This is a genomic window from Pseudomonas sp. BN606 (assembly GCF_029873115.1).
Taxonomy (GTDB): Bacteria; Pseudomonadota; Gammaproteobacteria; order Pseudomonadales; family Pseudomonadaceae; genus Metapseudomonas.
On the sequence record NZ_SSOF01000088.1, the window covers coordinates 187264 to 209624 of the forward strand.

20 protein-coding genes are annotated in these 22361 nt (G+C 54.4%); 9 read left to right on the plus strand and 11 right to left on the minus strand.

Features of this window, described 5'->3' with window-relative positions:
* Positions 1–14: 14 nt before the first annotated feature.
* The 9 genes from E8E75_RS29185 to E8E75_RS29225 form a co-directional block, all read right to left on the minus strand.
* Positions 15–401 (minus strand): carboxymuconolactone decarboxylase family protein, encoded by a 387-nt coding sequence (locus E8E75_RS29185; protein ID WP_179060089.1) that lies wholly within the window; start codon positions 399–401, stop codon positions 15–17.
* 9 nt (positions 402–410) lie between these two features.
* The gene (locus tag E8E75_RS29190) at positions 411–1325 is read right to left on the minus strand and encodes an NAD(P)-dependent oxidoreductase (protein WP_179060088.1); all 915 of its coding nucleotides are present in this window, start codon (positions 1323–1325) and stop codon (positions 411–413) included.
* Positions 1322–2002 carry a dienelactone hydrolase family protein gene (locus E8E75_RS29195; RefSeq protein ID WP_179060087.1) on the minus strand — a complete coding sequence of 227 codons (681 nt, stop codon included), beginning with the start codon at positions 2000–2002 and terminating at the stop codon, positions 1322–1324. The genes E8E75_RS29190 and E8E75_RS29195 overlap by 4 nt, the downstream gene beginning before the upstream one ends.
* Positions 2003–2012: 10 nt before the next feature.
* Positions 2013–2969, minus strand: coding sequence for a VOC family protein (locus E8E75_RS29200; protein ID WP_179060086.1), 957 nt, complete (start codon positions 2967–2969; stop codon positions 2013–2015).
* A gap of 19 nt (positions 2970–2988) precedes the next feature.
* Positions 2989–4053: a maleylacetate reductase gene (locus E8E75_RS29205; protein WP_280360122.1), complete on the minus strand. Its 1065-nt coding sequence runs from the start codon at positions 4051–4053 to the stop codon at positions 2989–2991.
* Positions 4054–4200: 147 nt separating this feature from the next.
* Positions 4201–5160 (minus strand): PDR/VanB family oxidoreductase, encoded by a 960-nt coding sequence (locus E8E75_RS29210; RefSeq protein ID WP_280360123.1) that lies wholly within the window; start codon positions 5158–5160, stop codon positions 4201–4203.
* A gap of 22 nt (positions 5161–5182) precedes the next feature.
* A complete protein-coding gene (locus E8E75_RS29215) occupies positions 5183–6007 on the minus strand; it encodes an alpha/beta hydrolase (protein WP_280360124.1) in 825 nt (274 codons plus the stop codon).
* A gap of 164 nt (positions 6008–6171) precedes the next feature.
* Positions 6172–7128, minus strand: a complete 957-nt coding sequence (locus tag E8E75_RS29220) for a PDR/VanB family oxidoreductase (protein ID WP_280360125.1) — start codon at positions 7126–7128, stop codon at positions 6172–6174.
* Positions 7125–8165 (minus strand): aromatic ring-hydroxylating dioxygenase subunit alpha, encoded by a 1041-nt coding sequence (locus tag E8E75_RS29225; protein ID WP_280360126.1) that lies wholly within the window; start codon positions 8163–8165, stop codon positions 7125–7127. Before E8E75_RS29225 ends, E8E75_RS29220 begins: the two co-directional genes overlap by 4 nt.
* Positions 8166–8294: 129 nt before the next feature.
* Between E8E75_RS29225 and E8E75_RS29230 the strand changes: the two genes are divergently transcribed.
* From E8E75_RS29230 to E8E75_RS29270, 9 genes are all read left to right on the plus strand, one after another.
* Complete coding sequence (locus E8E75_RS29230; RefSeq protein WP_179060080.1) at positions 8295–9005, plus strand: GntR family transcriptional regulator; 711 nt, start codon at positions 8295–8297, stop codon at positions 9003–9005.
* A gap of 300 nt (positions 9006–9305) precedes the next feature.
* Positions 9306–10583 (plus strand): FAD-dependent monooxygenase, encoded by a 1278-nt coding sequence (locus tag E8E75_RS29235; protein ID WP_280360127.1) that lies wholly within the window; start codon positions 9306–9308, stop codon positions 10581–10583.
* A gap of 677 nt (positions 10584–11260) precedes the next feature.
* The gene (locus E8E75_RS29240; RefSeq protein ID WP_280360128.1) at positions 11261–12298 is read left to right on the plus strand and encodes an aromatic ring-hydroxylating dioxygenase subunit alpha; all 1038 of its coding nucleotides are present in this window, start codon (positions 11261–11263) and stop codon (positions 12296–12298) included.
* A gap of 46 nt (positions 12299–12344) precedes the next feature.
* The gene (locus E8E75_RS29245) at positions 12345–13181 is read left to right on the plus strand and encodes an N-acyl homoserine lactonase family protein (RefSeq protein WP_280360130.1); all 837 of its coding nucleotides are present in this window, start codon (positions 12345–12347) and stop codon (positions 13179–13181) included.
* A gap of 173 nt (positions 13182–13354) precedes the next feature.
* A complete protein-coding gene (locus E8E75_RS29250; RefSeq protein WP_280360132.1) occupies positions 13355–14536 on the plus strand; it encodes a cytochrome P450 in 1182 nt (393 codons plus the stop codon).
* 18 nt (positions 14537–14554) lie between these two features.
* Positions 14555–15367, plus strand: coding sequence for a CmcJ/NvfI family oxidoreductase (locus tag E8E75_RS29255; protein WP_280360133.1), 813 nt, complete (start codon positions 14555–14557; stop codon positions 15365–15367).
* Between the two features lie 34 nt (positions 15368–15401).
* Positions 15402–16352, plus strand: a complete 951-nt coding sequence (locus E8E75_RS29260) for an NAD-dependent epimerase/dehydratase family protein (protein ID WP_280360134.1) — start codon at positions 15402–15404, stop codon at positions 16350–16352.
* 33 nt (positions 16353–16385) lie between these two features.
* The gene (locus tag E8E75_RS29265) at positions 16386–17225 is read left to right on the plus strand and encodes an SDR family NAD(P)-dependent oxidoreductase (protein ID WP_280360136.1); all 840 of its coding nucleotides are present in this window, start codon (positions 16386–16388) and stop codon (positions 17223–17225) included.
* Positions 17226–17258: 33 nt separating this feature from the next.
* The gene (locus E8E75_RS29270) at positions 17259–18425 is read left to right on the plus strand and encodes a serine hydrolase domain-containing protein (protein ID WP_280360138.1); all 1167 of its coding nucleotides are present in this window, start codon (positions 17259–17261) and stop codon (positions 18423–18425) included.
* Between the two features lie 472 nt (positions 18426–18897).
* Here E8E75_RS29270 and E8E75_RS29275 read toward each other — a convergent pair whose 3' ends face one another.
* Together E8E75_RS29275 and E8E75_RS29280 are read right to left on the minus strand one after the other, a co-directional pair.
* Positions 18898–21669 (minus strand): LuxR C-terminal-related transcriptional regulator, encoded by a 2772-nt coding sequence (locus tag E8E75_RS29275; RefSeq protein WP_280360140.1) that lies wholly within the window; start codon positions 21667–21669, stop codon positions 18898–18900.
* A 242-nt stretch (positions 21670–21911) separates the two neighbouring features.
* The gene (locus E8E75_RS29280; protein WP_280351895.1) at positions 21912–22133 is read right to left on the minus strand and encodes a hypothetical protein; all 222 of its coding nucleotides are present in this window, start codon (positions 22131–22133) and stop codon (positions 21912–21914) included.
* Positions 22134–22361 lie beyond the last annotated feature (228 nt).

Sequence of the window (22361 nt, forward strand, 5' to 3'; positions counted from 1 at the left end):
GGTTCTTTGATGACTCAGGCGTGTTCAGCATCCCAAGCCTTGATTGCCTCGCTGGCTACTCGGAAAGCAGCAAGAGCAGCCGGCACGCCGCAGTAAATTGCAGCCTGCATTAGCACAGCACGGATTTCTTCCCGAGTGACACCGTTGGTCAAGGCACCTTTCACGTGGACGCCCAGTTCGTGGTGTTGGTTCATCGCTGTCAGTGCAGCAAGGTTGATGATGCTCCGCGTTTTGAACGGGAGGGTTTCATCACCCCATACCGCGCCCCAGCAGTACTCAGTAACCAGCTCCTGCATCGGCTTATTGAAGCTATCCGCTGCAGCGTAAGAACGCTCGACGTGTTCTGCACCCAGTACGGCTTTACGATTGGCAAAGCCCTTTTCAAAAAGCTCTCGGTTCATTCTCTATTCCTATGCGTTGTCTTGGACTTGAATCGCAGGCATTTCGATGCCCGCCCACTGTTCGATGAGGCAGGCAATTCGAGTGAAGTCAGCTCCCTCGCCGTAAGTTGCGCGGGTCATGTTCAGAACCTGCCGCACGGCACTCCCGACGGGCATCGGCACACCCATGGCCTCGGCTTCTTCCAGGCAGATGCGGGTGTCCTTCAGTGACAGGCCGGTGGTGAACCCGAAGTCGAACGTGCGAGGGAGGATCGCTCGAGGGAGCTTGTCGGTGGTTGCACTGTTACGGCCACTTCCAGCATTGAAGACGTCGAGCATGACCTTCGCATCCAGCCCGGCTTTAACGCCCATTACCAAGGCTTCGCAGGAAACTGCCAAAGCCGTGACCGAGACCAGGTTGTTCACTAACTTCATCGTCTGACCCAGACCTGGTTCGTTGCCGCAGGAAATGACTTTCCCGAGGTTTTTCAGGATCGGGGTCGTCTCCGCTTGCTCGCGCTCAGGACCCGACACCATCAAGGCGAGCGTCCCTTTGCGGGCTCCTGCCGCTCCGCCACTCACAGGACAATCGAGCGCTGTGATGTCATGTGCTGCCAGTCCGCTGGCAAGCTGCTTGGCTGCCCGCGGGCCAGATGTGGACAGGTCGATGAACACTCGGACCTTGCCACCGTTGCAGACGCCGTTTTCACCCAGAGCGACCTTGAGCATGATGTCGGGGGTCGGCAAGCTGGCGAGTACGATTTCGGCTTGAGCTGCAACTTCGGCCGGACTGTGGGCGGAGGTTGCGCCCATCGCTACGAGGCGGCTCACCGAACTAGTGTTGAGATCAAAAACCGTCAGCGAATAACCTGCTTCTACCAGCCTGGTAGCCATTGGTTCGCCCATGGTCCCCAAGCCGATGAAGCCAATGCTTGGCAAGCTCATTCGTTACTTCCTCTGCTGTCTACTTGTGCTGAAACGGATTGCTTGAGCAACTGGATGATTGCTCGGCCGTGGGCGATTTCGTCGTCACAGACGGCGTGTTCGCGCCCTGGATAAGTCTCAAGCTCCACGTCGCCGCCCATGCGGCCAAAGACGGTTGCGGTCTGGTCGGTCCTGGCTAGAGGAACCCACGGATCGGCATCTCCATTTCCCAGGAAGATAGGGGTCCGCTGCAGCTTCCGATCAAGTAGCCAGGTCATTTGCTCCGGCCCGATCAGTCCACCTGTGTAGGCGACCAATCCGCCCCAACGAGTTGGATTGCGGTAAACGAATTCGCAGGCCAAGCATGCGCCTTGGGAGAAACCGAGTAGGACGATCCGGGATCGGGGAATGCCGCGATCTTCAAGGCGTCCGACTGCTACTTCCACGCGCGCGAGAGCGTGGTCGAGATGCGGCCGATTGTTCTCCAGCGGTGCCATGAACTTGTCGGGATACCAGCTGTTGTCGCTCGCCTGCAGCGCTACGTAGGAAACGTCTTGCACGTTGAGGCGATCGGCAATCGCGACCATGTCCTGCGGTCCTTGCGTTCGGCCGTGGATCAGAATTACCGCCATGCCGGTAGCTTCTGGTGCCGGGCCGAACTCGTGAGCAGGTTGGTCCAGATGTGGGGTAGGGGACATGCCTCTGTCCTCAGTACTTGAGTGGTTCGAGGTATGCCGCGATTTCCTGAGCATTGGCGCCCAGCTGTGGCGGAATCTGGATTGTTCCGCCGAGATTCTCGTACGACTCGTCGACGAGGAAACCCTGAGGCTTGGACACCGAGGCTTCGAACAGGGCACCACCAGGCGTGCGAACGTAGATCGAGTCGAAGTAGCCGCGATCTTTGCGGTCGGAAACGTCGGTATAACCAAGGCCTTCGAGATGCAGCTTGACGCTGCGTTGGATCTCCAGGTCGGAGACTTCGAAGGCGCAATGGTGAACGGTGCCCTCGCCATAGGCCCAGGAACCCTGCGGCAGATTGGGTGCGAGCTCGAAGTCGATGATGGTGCCGGTACCACCATTGCCCACCTCGAAGCGGGTGAATGCACCATCGACTTCTCGCTGCTTCCCGCTCCAGCCGTAATGCATGAACTCGGAGGAGTTCTCCAGATCGCGAACCGTGACCGTAATGCCGTGGGTTCCACGAATACCAAATTCGCTTGGGATAGCCCCATTGGAGTACGGCTTGCGGTTGTCGTCAGCAATGCCGACTAGCTCATAGACGATGCCGCATGGATGGGCAAACTGCAGGAGCTTCTCGCCAAATCGTTCCATGAAGGCCGGCTTGAACCCGAAACTGGAAAGATGCTTCTCCCAGAAGCTAAGCGAGGAGACTGGTACCGAAAGGGCGAGAGTCTTGACCTGGCCAGAGCCACGGCGGGCCTTACGACCGGACTGACGCATCGGGAAGCAGGTGACCAGCGTGCTTTCTTCGCCGAGGTCGTTCCCGTAGTAGAGATGGTAAATCGGCTCGTTTCCGTCGTAGAGACCGGTCTTTTTGACGCTCTTCAGTCCGAGCACCTTGGTGTGGAAGTCGTAGTCTTCCTGGGCACCGCCGACGTTCAGGGTAATGTGGTGATGGCGGAGGATATGCGGATTGATTTCCATGAGGTTCTCCAGGCGCGTTTTAGTTGGAGTTAGGACGGATGCCGAGGAAAGCGTTTTCGAGGAGCTCGCCGATGCTTGCTCGTTCGATCGTTCGGGGGTTCCAGTAAGGGGAGGCACAGGCGATGTCAGCCGCGCGCGCCACGTCTTCTCTACGAAGGCCGATGTCAGCGAGGCTTTTCGGAGCACCGTGCTTGGTGGCCAAGTCGTACAGCCCCTTGGCTGCGTCATCGACTCCGAGCGCTCGGGCAACACGCGCTATGGCTTCCGGAGCAGCCGACGCGTTGTAGGCAACCGCATGAGGAAGCACCACGGTATGGGTCTCCGCGTGCGGTAGATCGAAGCTGCCGCCGAGCGTGTGGCACAGCTTGTGGTGCAGGGACATGCCTACCGCGCCTAAACAGGTACCGCACGCCCAAGCGCCAAAGAGGGCATCGGAGCGTGCTTCGCGATCATTTGGGTTGGCATGGATGCGAGGAATGGCGCGGGCAATTGCGGCAATGCCTTGCTCGGCAAGCATCGAAATCAGTGGGTTGGCATCTTTCGAATACAGCGCCTCGACAGCGTGAGCAATTGCGTTCAGACCGGACGTGACAGTCAGCTGCGCCGGGAGGGTAAGGGTAAGCTCCACGTCATAGATGATGACTTCCGGCAGGACCTTTAGGGTCCGCTGTGTGGTCTTGATACCCTTTTCGGTCTGGCCGAGGATCGGGGTGGCTTCCGACCCGGCATAAGTGGTCGGAATGGCGATCTGGGGAAGGTCGGTGTTAAGTGCGATGGCTTTGCCAAGGCCGATTGTCGATCCTCCCCCAAGAGCAATGACGCAGTCAGCGTCTAGGCGCTTGACGTGCTCCACCGCCCGCGCCGTAACTTCGACGGGAGTGTGCATGGTGGCCTCAGTGAACGTACCGACTGACAGCTCCCCGAGGGAATTCGATAAATGCTGCGCTTCTGCCTTTTGATGCGGCGTTGATAGAACAAGCGCGCGTTTGCATCCAAGTAGCTGAACTTCTTCAGCAACCTGGCGAAGCGTATCGAAGCCAAATATCACACGCGCAGGAAGTGCGTTGTAGGAAAATGGTTGCATCGGATCTCCTCACTGACCTCTTATTAATATTGCTGCAGCACATCAGTAAAAATACTTGTAGGACCGCACAGGTCATCTATCGAAAGATAGATTTGAAGTTTTATTTCGCTTTCATGGATGCATCGACGATGCTGTGCACTACTGCTGTTAGATATCCAGTTCAAGAACAGGTGTTTTAGAGCGCGAAACGCAAACCAGCATGGTTTTTCCTGCTGCTTTTGCTTCGTCCGAAAGCACAGTGTCTCGATGGTCCGGTGTTCCGCATACAACTGTTGCCTCGCAACTGCCGCAGATGCCTTCGCGGCAGGAGTAAGGGATCATGTAGTCATTTTCTTCGAGGACATCCAGAATGGTTTTGTCCGCGGGAACTAGGTATTCCTGTCCGGTACTCTTGATAATAAGTTTGAACCCATCGTTGACTTCTGATTCGTCCTTTGGTCGAGCACTAAACCATTCAAAGTGAACGTGATCAGAAGGGCGAGTTGAAGCGGCCTGCTCAACGCGTTGCATGAGCGGCATAGGTCCGCAGCAATAGATGTGGCTATCGGAGCGCATCTGTGAGATTGCCGATTCGACATCAAATTGGGTTCCGTTACTATCGTCTAAGAAATGGAATGTGACTTTCTCTCTGTCGAAGCCCAGAAGCTCTTCGTAAAATGCGGCTCTCAATTTCGTGCGGGCGAGATAGTGCAAGTGCCAATTCTTACCTTGACGTTCACACCAGCGAACCATGGAAAGCATCGGGGTGATCCCGATCCCGCCGGCAATGAAGTTGTAGTGTTCAGCGTCAGCGACTAGCGGGAAATTGTTGCGCGGAGGCCGGACTCGCAGGGTTTGCCCAACCTTGAGGCCGCCGTGAAGGAAGCTAGAGCCGCCCCGGCTCTCGGGGGCAAGGCTCACCGCTACTTGATATCGCTTGCGCTCAGTCGAGTCGTTGAACAACGAATAGTGACGAATCAGGCTATTAGAGAGGTGAACTTCGAGATGGGCACCTGGTGAGAATTCGGGAAGTTCTTTTCCGTCCGCGCACTTAAGTTCAAACGAAAGAGTGTCTTTAGCTTCCGATCTAATGGCGGAAATTATCAGATCTAGAAATTCGGCAGACATGGGGTACTCCTAGCAAGCAGGCTTACTGCTCGTTCTTGTTCGGTGTGGCTGAAAGAAACTTCGCAACTGCTTCCCTGGCAACGACGGACTCGTCCAGAACTAGATGCCCTGCATCTGCAAAGAATTGGATTTGTGCATTAGGTAGGTGTTTATGCCAGTGCACAGCGAGGGGGGCTGGAAGAAGCCGATCTTCCTGTCCCCATGCAATTAGGGAGGGCATGCTCAGCTTCTGGAGTAGCTCAGGCATTGATAAGTTGTTGAACCCATCCGAAAGCAGTCGCATTGTCGACGACGTCTCTCTTTCTCTCATCTTTATGAACTGCGGATCGAAGCCGTCAGGAAGGTAACGCTTGAGCGTGGAGAGATCGTTCACCATGTAGGCAGGGAATTCTTCCGGCTTTACTTCGCGAAGGTCCGGAAGCGAGATGTTTTGCACTTCGAGACCAGCTGGAGCAATTAGAGCCAGTTTCGTAATTTGCTCAGTGTTTTCGGCTGCGTACTCAGCGGCCAGTCGGCCGCCGAGGGAAAAGCCGACGAGATGAAATCGACTTAGATTCATCAGGGAGAATAAGTTTCGGTAGTGATCTATGTAGCCATGGAAGTTACTGGCTGACTCACTATCATCTGACTCACCGAAACCGGGGTGATAGGGCAGGATAACGCGAAAACGATCGATCCATGCGCGGGCAAAGTCGATGCCGTGCCAGGTGCCGGCACCATGAAAGAACACGAGCGGTTCTCCCTGACCAGCGCTGTAGACAATAGTCCGAGTTCCTTCGACAACGAACTCGTCTCGTTGGAAACCGGAATGGTCCACACGGGCATCGCCCCACGTCATCGAATTCATCGAAGCACTCCTGCACTATTGTTATTGGCAGATACACGATGAAGGGAGCTGTGTGTTAGGACACCTATCCTTGGATAGCCTGATCTCGACTAACTACTCGGAGAGGGTAAGGGGATGGGCTCAAACCGGCCCAATGAAGCCGGTTTGAGCATGGGCAGAGAGGATCAAAGATCTAGGATGAGGCGGGAGCTTTTGGCTCGAGAGCAGCAAGGCATGAACTGGTCGTTCGCTGCCTTCTCCTCCGCGGAGAGGAACATATCGCGATGATCCGGCTCGCCACCTAGTACGCGTGTAGTGCAGGTACCGCAGATGCCTTGTTCGCAAGAATAGGGGATATCGATTCCATGCTCTGCCAGGGCTTGGACAACATTCATTTCTGCCGGAACGGTATACACCTCACCGGTGCTGCTGACCTGGACTTCGAATGCCTGATCCGCACCTGGCGCGGACGCTGGTTGGGCAGCAAAGTATTCCCGATGGAGGTGGTCTTCGCTCCATTCGCTGTCCCGCGCGGTGTTGAGAATGAAGTCCATGAATCCGCCAGGGCCGCAGACGTATAGATGAACGCCATCTCCTGGCTCGCCGAGGACGACGCTGGCCTGCAGCTTCTGCTCTTCGGGGCCGGTGTCGAAATGAAAATGCACGCGACTTGCAAAGGACGATGACTTGATGCGGTCGACAAACGCCGCTCGGTCGTCAGAGCGTGAGCAATAGTGCAGCTCAAAGTCGGCGCCAATTGTTGCTAGGCGCTCCGCCATACAGAGGATCGGGGTTATGCCGATGCCGCCGGCGAACAGCAGACTCCGCTTGGTCGCGTTGTGGAGTGGAAACAGGTTCTTCGGCTCGCTAATTTCGACCCGGGCGCCGACCTCCAATTGCTCATGCATCGACTTGGAGCCACCCCGTGAGTTCGGTTCCTTCAGCACCCCGACGAGGTAGCGGTCTCGCTCATCCTGTGAGTTGCAGAGCGAGTACTGGCGTTGGTGACCATCGGGGGTGCGCACGTCGATGTGAGATCCGGCGCTGAATGCGGGTAAATGCGCACCATCGGCCCTGCGGAATTCGAAGCTTTTGATGCCTTCCGCTTCGACTGCGATTGCAGTGACGACTACTTCCATCACATGACCTCCGTGGTGCTTTCACGAGCAATGAGTCGATCAAGGATGCGACGGGATTGGACGCCACCTGCGTCGATGTTCAGCTTGAGCAGCTTGCGTTCGGGGTAAGCCAGCAGGTTGCGTTGCTGTTGCTCAAGAATCTCGAGGTCTTCGGCGAAGATCTTCCCTTGGCCCTCCTGGATGCGTTCCGTGAGTGCTTGGTCCTGGGCTTGGAAGTTCCGGGCCATTCCCCAGAAGTACCAGATCGACGTTTCTGTCTCCGGTGTAATGAAATCGACCACGATGCTGTTGGCCTTGAGATTCGCGGGCGCATTGATTCCACCATTGCCTGCCAGCGCCACGCCAACATCGATCAGCACATGGCTGGGAGGGGTGAAACGGCAAATTTGCCAGCGGTCAACGAGCTGATCGTCCGGAAGGTTGTTGCCGCGGAGCGCCGCCTGCCAGAAGGGTGGGGCCATGATGTTGCTCATGTACCGCGAAGTGATGACGGTGTCGCCTTCGGAATGAGTGGCAACCGGAGCTTCGTCGATCTCCTTCTGGCCAATGCTTGACGCGTGCACGTACGTTTCGTGCGTCAGGTCCATCAGGTTGTCAATCATCAGTCGATAGTCGCATTGGATGTGGTACAGGCCACCGCCGTAAGCCCAGTCGGGGCTTTCAGCCCATTCGAGGTGGTGGATCTCATTGGCATCGGCAAGGGTGGCGTCGCCTGGCCAGATCCAGATGAAGCCGTACCGCTCGACTACCGGGAAGGAGCGGATGCAAGGGAAGCCTTGCACTCGTTGGCCGGGCATCGAGACGGTCTTTCCATCGCAGCCCATTACCAGGCCGTGATAACCGCAAACGAGCTGTCCGTCCCTTACGAAACCAAGCGAAAGCGGGGCGCCGCGGTGGGGACAGAAATCCTCTACGGCGTGGACCTTTCCTTCGGCACCACGGTAAAAGGCGATCTTCTCGCCACAAATCTGCCGCCCCAGTGGCTTGTCGGCGATCTCATCGGGTGTGCACGCAACGTACCAGGCGTTCTTCAGGAACATGATTGACTCCTCCCAGACGGGATTGTTGTTATTGGATCCAATTTAGTTTGCTCACACGCCGAGGTAAGATGTCAATCGGGATTTTTGAATCCAATACGCAGGTGCGTAGTCCTTTTTTGGGAGTTGAAGATGAGCAAGCCCGGGCAGCATGTCCTCGTGACCCTTCGAAAAATGATCGCTTCTGGCGAACTCGCGGCTGGCGAAAGGCTGGCTGAAATACCCACTGCTGAGGCGCTTGGGGTCTCAAGGACGCCGGTTCGTATTGCTTTTCGCACGTTGGAGCAGGAGGGCCTGTTGAGTCGGGCCGGCGCCCGGGGCTATCTGGTCAGGGGGGTTAGTCCCGAGGAAATTGCGGGGGCGGTTGAGGTCAGGGGGGTGCTGGAAGGTTTGGCGGCCAGGCAGGCCGCTGAGCGAGGCTTGTCCGAGGAGTGCCTGCGGGGTCTTCAGCAATGCCTGGAAGAAGGGGATCTGTTATTTGCGAAGGGATTCGTCACTGACGATGACCTGGAGGCTTATCAGGATCTGAATATGCGCTTCCACAGTCTGATCATTGAGGCCAGCGGGAATCCCGCCATCGAGATGGCCCTGATGCGCAACAACCACCTTCCGTTCGCGTCCGTCACCGCGCTAGCTGTGGACCGTAATGACATGGCGCGGGAATACCGCCGATTTAATTTTGCCCATATGCAGCATCACGCCGTGTACGACGCGTTGATCCATGGCGCAGGCGCTAGGGCGGAGGGAATCATGAAGGAGCACGCCAATGCTACTTTGGGCTATGCAGAGCTATTTGCCACCAAGCAGTCGTCAAGACCAGGGCTGCGCGTCATACAGGGCTAAGCGGTATAGTGGATCCAATATTGCGCTGATGCCGCTTCGCTATCGGATCCAAAGCTTCTCAGGGCCTGTGCGGGAGGAGTGGCCAGCGTGCATTCAGGTTACCCGAGCACCAGGCTTCCCGTGAGATGTTCCCCTTCCCCTTCCCCTTCCGCTGTCAGCGCTCGGCTCCGTCCCGATCCCCTCGCTATCTTTTGATAGGTGTATCGCACTCTCTTGCGCTTCTAACTGACAACCTCCCGCCCGACACGACCGTATTTCATGGTTCTGCGGGCAATAACAAAAAGATCTCAGGAGGTTGAGATGGCTGCCGGTAACAAGGTCGTCGTGGTTGGTGCTGGTCCTACTGGATTGTTGATTGCATTGGGGCTAGCGCAGGCCGGAGCCGAAGTCACCGTAATCGACAAAGGGGAGGGGGTTCTTCGATCTCCACGGGCAATGGTCTATTTGCCCTCCACGCTGAAGGTTCTCGATGACGTCGGGGTATTGGAAGACGCGAAGCGCATTGGCGCCTTTGGCTACCGATTCACTCAACACTTCCTGTTGTCTGGGCAAAAGGGTGGGCTTGATTTTCACGATCTGGAGGGAATCACCCCCTACTCGTACATCCTTCATTTCGGCCAGGATGAGCTCGCGGACTTGCTCCTTGAGCGGCTGAAAGCTCTGCCGAATGCGACGATCCAGTGGGCGACAGCTTTTCAGGGATACACCCAATCCGACGACAAAGTGCAATTGCAGCTGGAGCGCGATGGTTGCGAAGAATACCTGGACGCTGATTGGCTGATCGGATGCGACGGCGCCGGTTCCGCTGTCCGCAAGGCCATGGGGGTTCAGTTCGAGGGCTTCACTTGGGATGAGGTCTTCATGGCGACGAACCTCATCTACGACTTCGAGAAGTTCGACTATGCCGACAACAACATGGTGGCCGATCCCGATGATTGGCGCGTTGTCGCAAAGATCAATAATGACGGTTTGTGGCGTGTTGCCTACGGCGAAAGCACGGAGCTGACTGAAGAGCAGCGTGTTGCTCGTATCACTGAGCGCTTCAAGCGAATCCTGCCTGATCCCAGTGAGCCATACGAGTTGGTGCTGGCTAACTCATATCGGGTGCATCAGCGTTCAGCTGAAACCTATCGAAGCGGAAGGGTGCTGCTAGCCGGTGATGCGGCTCACGCGACCAACCCAATTGGTGGCCTGGGACTCACTTCCGGGGTGCAGGATGCGTCGTTGCTTATCAAATCCCTGTCCGCTCAGTTCAATAACCAGGCTGCGGACGACGCGCTGGATTGGTATGCATACGAACGTCGCCGCTGCTTCGTTGAGATCGCCAGTCCTACTGCCATTGAGCTGAAGCGCCGAATGCAGGAGCGCGAGCCGGCCAAGCGCCAGGCGGACGAGGCAGGCTTCTTCGCGATGCTCGGAAATTTGGAATACAAGCGCAAAGCGATGCTTTCCACCTTTGATCTCGCTGGCCGTCCGTACCGTGAAGATTGGCGGCAATCCTATGTAGCAGAGGATCTGCGCAACAACGGTGGGATCGTGAGCGGTCACGGAGGCGTGACCATCGAGAGGGCTGGTTAGTGGCGGCCTGTCACAGAAAAAGACAGGCGACCACTATCTCTATCTTTCGATAGGAGAGAAAAGATAGGGAATGCAGAAAGGTGTAGTTATTCGGCGTTACGTCTCTCCTGATGGAGCGCCGGATGACTAGCTACGAAGCAACAACGAAATAAATTGCTTTGCTATTACGTACTTTATGTTGCGAGCGGATTTCTGGGCTAATTACGCGCGGGCGGATCTCTCCCTGTCTCTTACTACAAGGCAGTCCTAGTCACTTGCTGTGCTGCGATGGTTCAAGGGGTAATGTGTAAATAGATTCAGTCGACGTGCTGACTCTTCCCGATCGTAGCTAGCGTCCTGCTTAAACCTGGAAATGCAGGCGATGGAATTTATGTCCTGTTCGGTCATCCTCGTCAATCCGCGGAAACCAGCGCCTGGGACCGAGTCGCTATTTTAAAAATATACCGCGATGCTGCGCTCCATCATACAGGTGAGGCGCGTATTGCCAAAACGTGGCGCACGCGCTCATTCGGCATGACCCGAGCTTGGCGATCAAGTACGTCACACCGGGCTTTCTAAAGATAGGTTTTTGAGTTAGGCAATTACCACACAATAAAGGTGGATAAGGCATTTCTCGCATCTGGGTGCGACCCTTAGGGGCCTTTCTCAAGACTTCAGAATAAGAAGAGGAAAACAGTATGTTCGTGAAGAACTGTTGGTACATCGCAGCATGGGATTACGAGGTTCCTGGTGATACCCCTGTAAGTCGAACCATCATTAACGAACCGATCGTGCTCTACCGTGATAGCAAAGGGGATGTTGTCGCACTTCAGGATCGTTGCTGCCACCGCGCCGCGCCGCTATCACTGGGCTCGGTAGAAGGTGATGCACTGCGCTGCATGTACCACGGCCTCAAGTTCGCTCCGAATGGAAAGTGTGTTGAAGTTCCGGGCCAAGAAACGATTCCTGCGAAAGCCTGTGTACGAAGCTTCCCTGTTGTAGAGCAGCATAGTTGGGTCTGGATCTGGATGGGTGATCCTGAATCGGCTGATCCTTCGCTAATCCCGCTCTCGGCCAAGCTTGACGATCCAAAATGGATATTCCGATCTGGCCAAATCGACTACCTCGCGCATTATCAGTACATCAACGACAACTTGCTGGACTTCTCGCATCTTTCGTATGTGCACCCGAATAGCTTCGGTTCGAGTCTCGACTGGGCTCGTACACGTCCGAAAGTAACCCGGCTTGAACGAGCTGTTCGAGTTGAGCGCTGGGTGGTAAGTCAGCCGGCGCCGCCGACTATTAGTGGTGTTACAGGTGACACTGTTGATATGTGGAATGCTTACACATTCTATGTCCCTGGCGTGATGATCATGCACAACGCTGTCTATCCGCCAGGTACCGCCGCACTTTTGGGCGATCAACCTCCTACCGACAAACCGCTGTTTGAATCCTTGACGTGTCAAGGCGTCACCGCCATTACCGAGACTACCTCCAGATACTTCTTCTCTTGGGGGCCAGATTCGATCCGCGGTAATGACGAAATGGCTGACGAGATGTTCAAAGCTGCCAGGATGGCCTTTGAAGAGGATCGCGTCATGATTGAGGCTCAGCAGCGCGTTCTGAATCTGAAACCGGACGCCGATATGGTGCCAACTTCTTCGGATCAAGCTCTCGGTCAGTTTCGCTGGATCGTTGACCGTTTGCGCAAGGCCGAAACTGTACAAGGCTCCTGAAAGAGCTCTTTTACTGGAGTTGGTATAGAAAAGCGGGAGGCCGGAATTGAGTTTACTTCCAACTTATGAAGTCTTTGCGGTGCGTTACGCACGCGTGGACCGCAGTCGTCACGAGAATTTTATTGACTGCCATCACAGCCACGATCATGCAATGCCAATGGACTACTTCGTTTGGTTAATCAAGGGGGAGGTAGATTCAATTCTGGTCGATACTGGCTTCAATCAGCAGGCGGCAGATAAACGCGGTCGTGCGTTGTTGCGTTGCCCTATCGACTCCTTGAGAAATCTTGGAGTTAATCCTGATGAGCTCCACGACGTAATCATCACGCATCTCCACTACGACCATGCTGGGAATATTGATCTACTGCCCAAGGCAAGATTTCATATTCAAGATGATGAAGTGAGCTTCGCAACTGGGCGTTACATGCTGCATCGACCACTACGTCATTCATACAACGTTGAAGATGTGGTCAACCTTATTCGGGGTGTCTACCAAAATAGGGTCGTGTTCCATGATGGCGATTATGAGTTGGTTCCTGGGGTCGAGGTATACAAGGTTGGTGGACATACCGCTGGCCTGCAGGTAGTGCGTGTTCATACCTCGCGCGGATGGGTGGTGCTGGCTTCGGATGCTAGTCATTTTTATTCAAATATTCTCGAAGACTCTCCGTTCCCCATCGTATTTAACGTGGGTGACATGCTGGATGGTTATAGGCTTATTTCTCGGCTGGCGGACTCTCCAGATCATTTGATACCCGGTCATGACCCTTTGGTCCGGCGCCGCTTTCCGGCTTTTGAGTGTGAGTCCGCGGATATTGTCTGCCTACATGTGCCGCCCACGACCAATCAGGATAACGAGGATCTCGAAAATGGAATCGCCTAGCTGTTATGTCGAGTTTATCCAGGCATTAGTTTCTAGGTTTGGTTGTCTCTATCCTTAGATAGGTGCTCGTCCTTCTAGGTGTTGATAGTTTCGGAATCTATGTAGTGCTAAGTCGCGGGTTTGAGTAGGCAGTCCAGTTGCTGGAGCTGCAAAAAAAATAAGAGGAGATAATTATGGCTGGCCTGTTTAGGGATTCCATCCCGTCTACTGATATTGATCTCTGGACTGAGGAGTCGATTCGTAACTCTGAAGAGATTAATGTCAGTAAGATTGGTCCTGTTGTTCGGCTTAATAAACATGACTGCTTCTTCGTCGGTAGCCACAAGGCCGCCCAGGCAGTCCTGAGTAACTGGAAGATCTTCTCTTCGACCGGCCGTCCCTTTGGTGTCGATGATCAATCGCTGGTCCCACGGATCTTGGTTACTGAGGATCCGCCGGAGCATAAGCGCGCACGTGACGCAATTATGAAAATCCTCGGGCCTGAAGGAATCAAGGGACTGGAATCGGAGTTTACTCGCCAAGCGGAAGTAATAGTCGATGAAATGTTGCGACGGCAAGTCGTGGACGGCGTTCAGGAACTCGCAGCTAATTATATTCTTAAGATTTTCCCGGACATTATTGGCCTGCCATCCGAAGGGCGAGAAAAGATTCTTAAGTTTGGTCTTGCTGCGTTCAATGGTGCTGGCCCCCGCAACGAGATTCTTACTAAATCCATCGTCGAGGCCGAAGACGCGTTCGCCTGGATGGACAAGAATGCAACTCGTGAAACTGTGTCTTCGGGGGGGATGGCTAGCAAGATCTACCAGCTTGAGAAAGATGGTGTCATCAACAAGGAAGAGGCCGATTTGCTTGTCCTCACCCTGCTGGGGGCAGGATTCGACACCACGATGACTGGTATCGGTAACACCCTTCACGCCCTAAGCCAGGATCCGGAGCAATGGGATGCCCTGCGCGAGGATCCCAGTCTTGTGAAGGCGGCCTTCGAAGAGTCGCTGCGATTCGACCCGCCACCTAGGATGCTGGGGCGATTGGTCATGTCCGATACCGAACTTGAAGGAATGCCGCTGAAGCAAGGCGATGTGGTCGGCGTTTTCCTCAAAGCAGCCGGACGGGATGAAAGCCGTTGGGATCAACCAGGAAAGTTTGATGTGCGGCGCCGGGGACCCCACCTCGGATTCGGTGTCGGTGTGCACAGCTGCGCCGGCCAGCTACTCGCCCGCGTCGAATTTGAATGCCTCTTCAGAGTTCTTCTGCAGAAAGTAAAGCGAATTGAGTTGGCAGGTAATCCTGTTCGCTTGATCAATAACAATATTCAGGGCTGGGTCAATGTCCCGCTCAAGCTCCACGCTGTTTAAACTTGGAGGGCATTGAAAATGGCTAATAATGCTGGTGTTAATATTGATCATGTTGATGTGGTCATGAATTTTGGTGACCCTACACAAAAACTTTCTGTGATGGATGATGCCGTAAAGGCAAACGCAAGTATCAGGTTGATTCCCCATGATGTCAGGATCCACAACGCGAGAAACATCAACGCGTCCCTTGAGGCGAATGCGTTTACCCTCGGGCGAATTGATAGTTCGGTAACCAATTTCTTCGATGTGGATCAGGTCCGCTCGGTGTATTTTGCCGAGGTTGCTGAGCTCATTAAAGAAAAAACCGGTGCTGAATATGTGAAGGTTTTTGGTGAGCAAGTCCGTGGTGCTACGGAGGGTGGTCAGACGAATGCCCGTACCCCGGCCATGAACACCCATGTCGACTATGACATACCTACCGCGCACGCAATTGCTCAACTCTATGCACCCGAGGAGCACAAGGCTCGTTATCTCTCCGGTCGGTGGATGATCATCAACGTTTGGCGGCCTCTCAAGACTATTGACCGTAACCCGCTGGCGGTAGTGGACGGTTCTACCATTTCTCGAGAGGATCAGCACCTTTGCAAACTGCTAGCAACTCGATCGGGTGTTAGTCCTGCGTTCGGATTCAACATCTCCTACAGCGATGAGCAACGCTGGTATTTCTATCCAGCCATGACCCCAGAAGAAGTGTTGATGTTCAAGATGGTCGACTCTGATGCTGAAGCCGTGCAGTGGGCCGCCCATAGTTCATTCAACGATCCGCACACCAGCCCCGATGCTCCTGCACGAGAGAGTATTGAAGTTCGTACTATTGCCTACATCCCGTAGCGCCTGGATTGTAATCTGAAGTCTGGAGGTGGCGGTGCATACGCTAATTACCGGGGCGGCTGGATTTGTGGGCAGCGCCCTTGCTTGGGAGCTGTTAAGTCGAGCGGCCCCTGATGATACGTTCGTACTGACAGATATTGCTTTTGATCACGCTATATCTGACGCGCGTGTCAATCAAATTGAAGGTCGATTGGACGATGGCGTTACTCTGAGTCGTATCTTGGACGGAAAGCCGGACCGCATCTTTCACCTTGCGACTGTTGCGGGCCGACAATCTGTCGAGAACTTCGAGATCGGAAAGTCAACCAATCTTGACGCTACGATAGAGCTTCTTGAACGGTTACGCCTTCAAGGGAACTGCCCGCGGGTCGTTTATGCGAGCTCTGTTGCGGTGTTTTCTCCGCCGTGGGGTTCACATGTCGATGATGAGACGCTTCCAAATCCAGGGATTAGTTATGCCACTCATAAGCTAATCGGTGAGCTTCTCATCAATGACTATACGAGGGCGTGCTTTATTGATGGTGTGGCATTGCGACTGTCGGGGATTGTTGCGCGCCCTGCAGGCTCCATGACCATGCTCTCCGCCTTTTTGAGCGACGTGTTCTTTTCGGTGGCTGCAGGCCGCCCATTCACCCTTCCGATGGAGCTGGAATCGGGAACGTGGGTGATGTCCTTGAAACGCTGCATTGAGAATCTTCTTCATGCTGGGGAAGTAGCTGCTGGTGATTTACCCGCTAGACGAAACTGGACTCTGCCTGCGCTTTATCTGCAGATGAAGGACTTTGTATCTGCACTTGCCGACTACTACGGTCCTCAGGTTTATGAACTTGTCACTTGTGAGTCCGTCCCCCAAGTTGAGGCGCTTTTTAAGCAGTGTCCGCTTAAAGCTCCAGGTGCACTTCAACTGGGATTTGTTGGCGATGGTTCAGTTGACGAGTTTGTTCGGAACGTAATTCTGACTAATCCTCAATTGGCCAAGCGCTGATACTTGACGAATAAATTACAAGAAGAGGTATGTATGAGTAAGCTTGAAAACTTGAAAGGAAAGGTTGCTGTCGTGACCGGTGGCGCCTCCGGTATTGGCAGAGGCATCGCCGAACAGCTCATAGCTGAGGGAATGACGGTCGTCATTGCTGATATCGAAGAGGGAACACTTCAAGCCACTGCCTCGGAAATCGGTGCGGTAGGTATTCGCACTGATGTAAGTAATTACGAAAGCGTCGAGGCATTGGCTCGCGCCACGGTCGAACGCTTCGGTACAGTCCATGTTGTTTGCAATAATGCTGGTGTCGGGCCCATGGGAGCGATCGCCGATTTGTCCATCTCCGATTGGCGCTGGATTATTAATGTGAATCTCTGGGGCGTCATTCATGGCGTCCAAGCGTTTCTCCCCATTCTGAAAAGCAATGCCGACGGCGGCCATATCGTGAATACGTCGTCGATGTCTGGCCTTGCTACTACTCCGGAGCTTGGTTCCTATTGCGTCACCAAGTTTGGTGTGAATGCCCTTTCTGAGGTATTGAGCCAGGAGCTCGAAGGCACCAATGTAGGCGTAAGTGTGCTTTGCCCTGGACCGGTGCGGACCAATATTGGCAAGAGCTCGCGTAATCGTCCGAATGAGCTGAATGACGGCAAGCTCCATGACGTAATGCTTGAGGAAACTGAGCATTTCGGCAACGTCCAGATTCCATGGCTGACGCCTGAATACACGGGTAAGCAGGTCGTTCATGCGATCAAAGAGGGTGAGCTTTTCATCTTCCCGCACCCTGAACTATTCGGCTTTATTTCCGATCGCCATGCATTGATCGATGCGGCTGTGCAAAAGGCTCTCGATTGGAAAGAGAAGAATCCGGCCTGAATCGTACGCATTGCATAATTTGCGGAGATATTGATGAACATCTCGAATTCAAAGAGCCAATGGTCAGAAGAGCGCCTTGACCTAGTGAGATCGGTCATTCGCGCTGATGTTGAGAAGGGTCTCTACCACGGTGCCGTGATCCGCGTATCACGTGCAGGCGTAGTTGGTCTGGATGAGGCCATAGGCTTTGAGGATGCTGATCACACCAGAAGTCTGAGCAGGAACTCGGTGTTCAGCATTTTCTCGCTGACCAAGGCATTTACCAACGTGCTTGCTCTGCGAGCTGTGGAGTTGGGGCAATTTGCCCTGACCACTAAGGTCAAAGACATCATTCCCGAGTTCATGGGGGCGCCCAGGGATAAGACCACACTTTTCCATCTGCTGACCCACACTACCGGTATGCCAGGGGTATGGACCCCGAAGCCCGATATGTATCAGGACCGCCTCGATGAGCTCCTGGCTGCAGTCTGTGAGAACGTACACGGTGTTATCGATCCAGGTCTGCGCTGCGACTACGCCCCCGCATGCAACCAGATACTGATAGCCGAGATGCTGAGGCGAACTGACCCCAAAGGTCGAGATTTCCGCAGCATTCTCCATGAAGACTTGTTTGCACCGCTGGGCATGGTCGATTCATGGCTGGGCGTGCGGCCGGATCTCCGTGCCCGAAAAGTCGTCCCGGACATGCGCGGCGTGGTTCCGATTGCTGTCCTGGGACGTACCCAGCCCGGGAAGTACAGCTTGTTCGAGGAAGAGGTGAACGAAGCCCCCCATGTTGGTGCAGTTTCTACTGCATCGGATATGTGGCGCTTTGCCGAGATGCTAAGGCTGAACGGCGAGTTGGATGGCGCTCGTATTCTTTCACCGCGGATGATAGAGCTCGCTCGTCAAAATTGGACTGGCGATCTCTACAACGAGCTTTACCGTGGTGTGGCCCTTCGCGCTGGTTGGGATAACCCGCCACCGGCCTACATCGGGCTAGGCTTCAGCGTGCGTGGCGAGAAGCTCGTGCATCATCAATTTGGCACGCTCACGTCTCGCGAGACCTTCGGAAATTATGGGGCTGGCACGACGATGTTCTGGATTGATCCTCAACTCGATATCAGCTTCTCTTGCCTAACTGCGGGCGTGCTGCCGCAGGCCGTCAACATCGAGCGATTCCAGCGCATGTCCGACATCATCGTTGGCGCTGCGGTCTGACTTAGTAGTTCACCCTTTGCGCGGTTATCTTGCTGGGGATTTCCGCGTTTCTTTTATCTCCGAACGCCCGAGTTTTCGCGAAAGCGACCATCTTCGTATTCCTAGAGCATCACGCTCATTCTGACGCCGAACAAAAGACCTTGCACTGGCTCGCTCCCAGTGCAGGGCATGCGCTGTGCTCTTTTGGGCGGGGGCAGACAAGCCGACATTTCGCTCGCATCTGTTCCGCGACGGCAAAGGAGGAACCTGCCACTCGAGGTGGGCGAGGGTTCTCCCTCGCGGTTCTAAAAAGCCGTGTGTTGCCTGTGAAGCAGAGCTGCAGGTGCAGATTGTTGGACCAGGCACCGCGTTCAAAAAACGCTGGTTACCTGCATCCTGTTCCGCGGTTGTGGAAATAGGTTAATCGGCGTCAGAGTGGCTGTTTCGTGCGTTCTGACGCCTTCGTAGTTCGGACGCTTGGTCGAGCTTCGATCTACTGAATGATCCCCAACTGCCTGGCGCGTTCCACCGCTTGAGAGCGGCGCCGGATTCCGAGCTTGTCATAGATCTGCTGCAGGTACCATTTCACCGATCCCTCGGTCATACCAAGCCTGTTGCCTATCTCGCGGTTCAGCATGCCGGCAGAGACCATTAACAGGATTTCCATTTCCCTAGTATTAAAGGCGCCGATAACTGGAACGTCCTCGGCCGTGAGCTTCGCCGCTTGGCTCGGGCTGCCGCCCATGTGTTCAAGAACTGTCAGAGCAAATGCGTCTCCTGTTTTCTCGCTAGTAGGAGTGCTCTCCAGTTGTTCTTTAAGCAAGCCTTCGAGCCAGGCACCTTCATCGAGGAACAAGCGAATAAAGCCACCAGGTTCAGCTGTTGATAACGCCTCTCTCAGCGTGCGCTGTGCGGCCCGTTTGTCTCCGGAGAGGAGTAGCAAGTGGGCTATCACCAACTCCCAACGGAGGCAGCTCCTCACGGCATCTCTGCCGTTAAGGTAGCGGTGCCACTGCTTGGCCAAGCCTATTGCCTCGGGAATTCGATCTTCTGCCTGGGCAACACGTGTCCATGCTAAGGCTCTGGCTTCGTCGCGGCTCCTAGAGGTTGCGTGCGGTGCTACTGTTGCGGCTGGCTCTCCGCGCAAGCCATGCTTCTTACCGAGGCGAATTACGTCATCGATCTCACCTCGACGCAACAGAAGCTTCAAGCGCTCAGCAAGACTGAAGAACTTCAAGCGATCAAACTGGTGTTTCGCAGCAAAGGCGTCAGCTTCATCGAGTAGGCTAAAGGCTTTAGTGGGCTTTCCATCGATCATCGCCAGTCGTGCGGCGGTTAGCCAACCAGCGATTGCCTGATCTACAAAGCCCCTTTGGCTCGCAGAGGGTAGGTATTGGGAGAGCAGCTCGCGTGATTGTTCCAGATCGTCCAACTCGTAGTGGATTTTGGCGAGATGCATGGCAATCAGCGCGGCTAATGGTGAGCCTTTCCCGTCAATCTTTTCAGCCAGTTGTAAAGCCACATTTAATTCATCGATAGCACGACGCGTCTGACCCGCTACGAATCGGGAGGGGCCGATCATCGCTTGGTGGTATATATCGGTAAGCCCGCGTTCAAAGTTACTGAAATACTCGAGGGCGAGAGAGTTAAGGCGCTCCATATCATCGAACTTGAAGCGCTCCCGTCGAGCGTACATCAGTGAACTATAAAGGCTGCCTTTAAGAAGAGGGTGTGCGTCATGATAGTTATCAATTAAATACTGTGCACTTTCTTCAACGTTTTCCAGGTTGTCGGAGAGTAGTGATAGCATCATTTCGCGATGATGGAAAATGAGGCGTAGCTCGCGAGACTCTTCATTAATACCATTCTTTCTCTCTTTCTCGTCCAAGCGCTGTCGGAGTGTAGAGAGCAGCCTTTTGCAAGTCTCGAACTGCCAAAGTGTCAGAAGCTTCCATACATGGGCCATGACAATCTTTGGATACTCCATCATAGTATCCATAGGGATTTTCTTGACCAGTGCTAAGGCTTCTTCCTTGGCGTCAAAAATTTCCTCCAAATGAGAGTTCATTATCTCGGCGGCCCGCAGATCATCTTGCGCCTGGATCGCATGACTAAATGCTTCGTTAAAATTGCCGGTGTTTTCAAGAACTCGACTTGCGCTGATGTGAAGTTCTGACACTCGATCTGAATATCGCTCCAGTAGTGTGCGATAGAGGAATTCAGAGAATAATGGATGTAGTCGGAAGTCCCGATTTTCGCCATCCAATGGGAGTAGAAAAAGCCCTTGGGAAAGACACTGAAGAAGTTTTTGCTGGGCGTCAGTGCGTTTTGTCAGGAAGTTACAGGTGGAAGCATTCAAGGTGGAAAGTATCGACGTCAAAATAAGGAACTCTTGAACGTCGTTAGGTTGATCTGCCAAGACATCTTGAAGGAAGAAGTCGGCAAATTGGCGCCGTTCGCCGCTAAAGTTCTTTAGGTCTTGAATAAGCTCGGGAGTGCGCTTAAGTAGCAGCGCAGCCAGCTTCAGACCTCCTGCCCACCCTTCAAGGCGCTGTACCAAGGACCGAATGTCTTCGGGGGTGATTGCTGTCACTGCGTCTGCCGCCAGCAAAGCGGTCGTTTCGTTTTCTTCGAAACGTAGGTCCTGGCTGGTAAAGTCAGTCACTTTGCCATGCATTCGGTGTCTTGCGACTGACAGACATGGCTCGCCACGAAAGGAGAGTACAAATCGTACTCCTTGCGGAGTGTGGTCGATGAGCATGGAGAGGAGACGCACCGAGTCGGTGCCTGCCAAATGGTGAACATCATCCAGAAAGAGGTACAGCGGGGATTCTTCGCTCGCCTCAATCAGGGCCATGGTTCGATTGAAGGCTTCACTTAGTGTGTTGGAGCCAACCCGACTAATCGGGCCATGGATTTGATCCACATTGGATGCCAGCTCGATGGCTGCTCGGAGATAGGCACTGAAGACCGGCAGGCTCTGGTCTAGTGGGGTTATCGAGAGCCAAGCAGTCTGCATCCCTGACTTTTGCAGCTCCTGCTGGAGCTCGGCTAGCAAGCAGGTTTTGCCGTAGCCTGCCGGCGAACTCACAAGCGTCAGCGTTTTATGCGCACCCGATAGTACCAAGCTGCTTAGCTTCGCTCGGGCTACAAGGTTGCGAGCGTCAACCGGTGGCTGCAGTCTGGATGCGATCAGATATATCTGGTTCGGTTCAAGGGCGTCACGGTTGTGCGGCCCTTGGTCCTTAGTAGAGGCAGGAATCATGGCCATAGCTCTTCTTATTGGTATTGGTACCCTCAGCGGAATATGCCGAAGTAACTCTGCAGCAGCAAGGTGGCCTGGCGGGTAGCTCAACCCTAGCGTATTGCTGCCGCGCTAGCCATCCCATGGCCGCGTTGCAGACGTTGAGGCAACATCGTGCCTTCGAGTCGAAAGCCCCGTGAGCAGGCTTCCCAATTGCTCAAGCGCTGGTGTCTCGTGCGGTCGTCAATCGCGGGTTTAGCGACCTAATCCGAAGAAAGAACTCTATCCAGTGGCGAGTCGAGCTGTGCGTCAAGGGCACGAACAGCTTCAACCAGTTCTCTGGTGGCTTGAGGGCCAAAGCGAACCTGTAGTGTGCGCCGCTGATTGCCTGGATGTGGATTTGTGTAGACGATCTGCAGCTCTCGCTCGTTGACGTCGAACCGAATATCCGACGTTGCTTGTATGTTTGCGACGGTGAAAATCATTCCAATATCCATTGGTTTGGGGGCTGAGCGGGCACCATGTGATGACGCGCGCCCAACCAATAGTCGTTGCCCTGACTACAGAGGCGCGGTTGATCAAACTCTCCAATCTCTTGGTGGCGAGCCCTGTTCGTCCAAGATGGCAGAAGGGTGTGCTGCCTCAGGATCGAAATGATCCTATCTTTGGATGGCCGTAGCAGATGGATGCCCGGCGGTTTGCTGGCCTGTCTC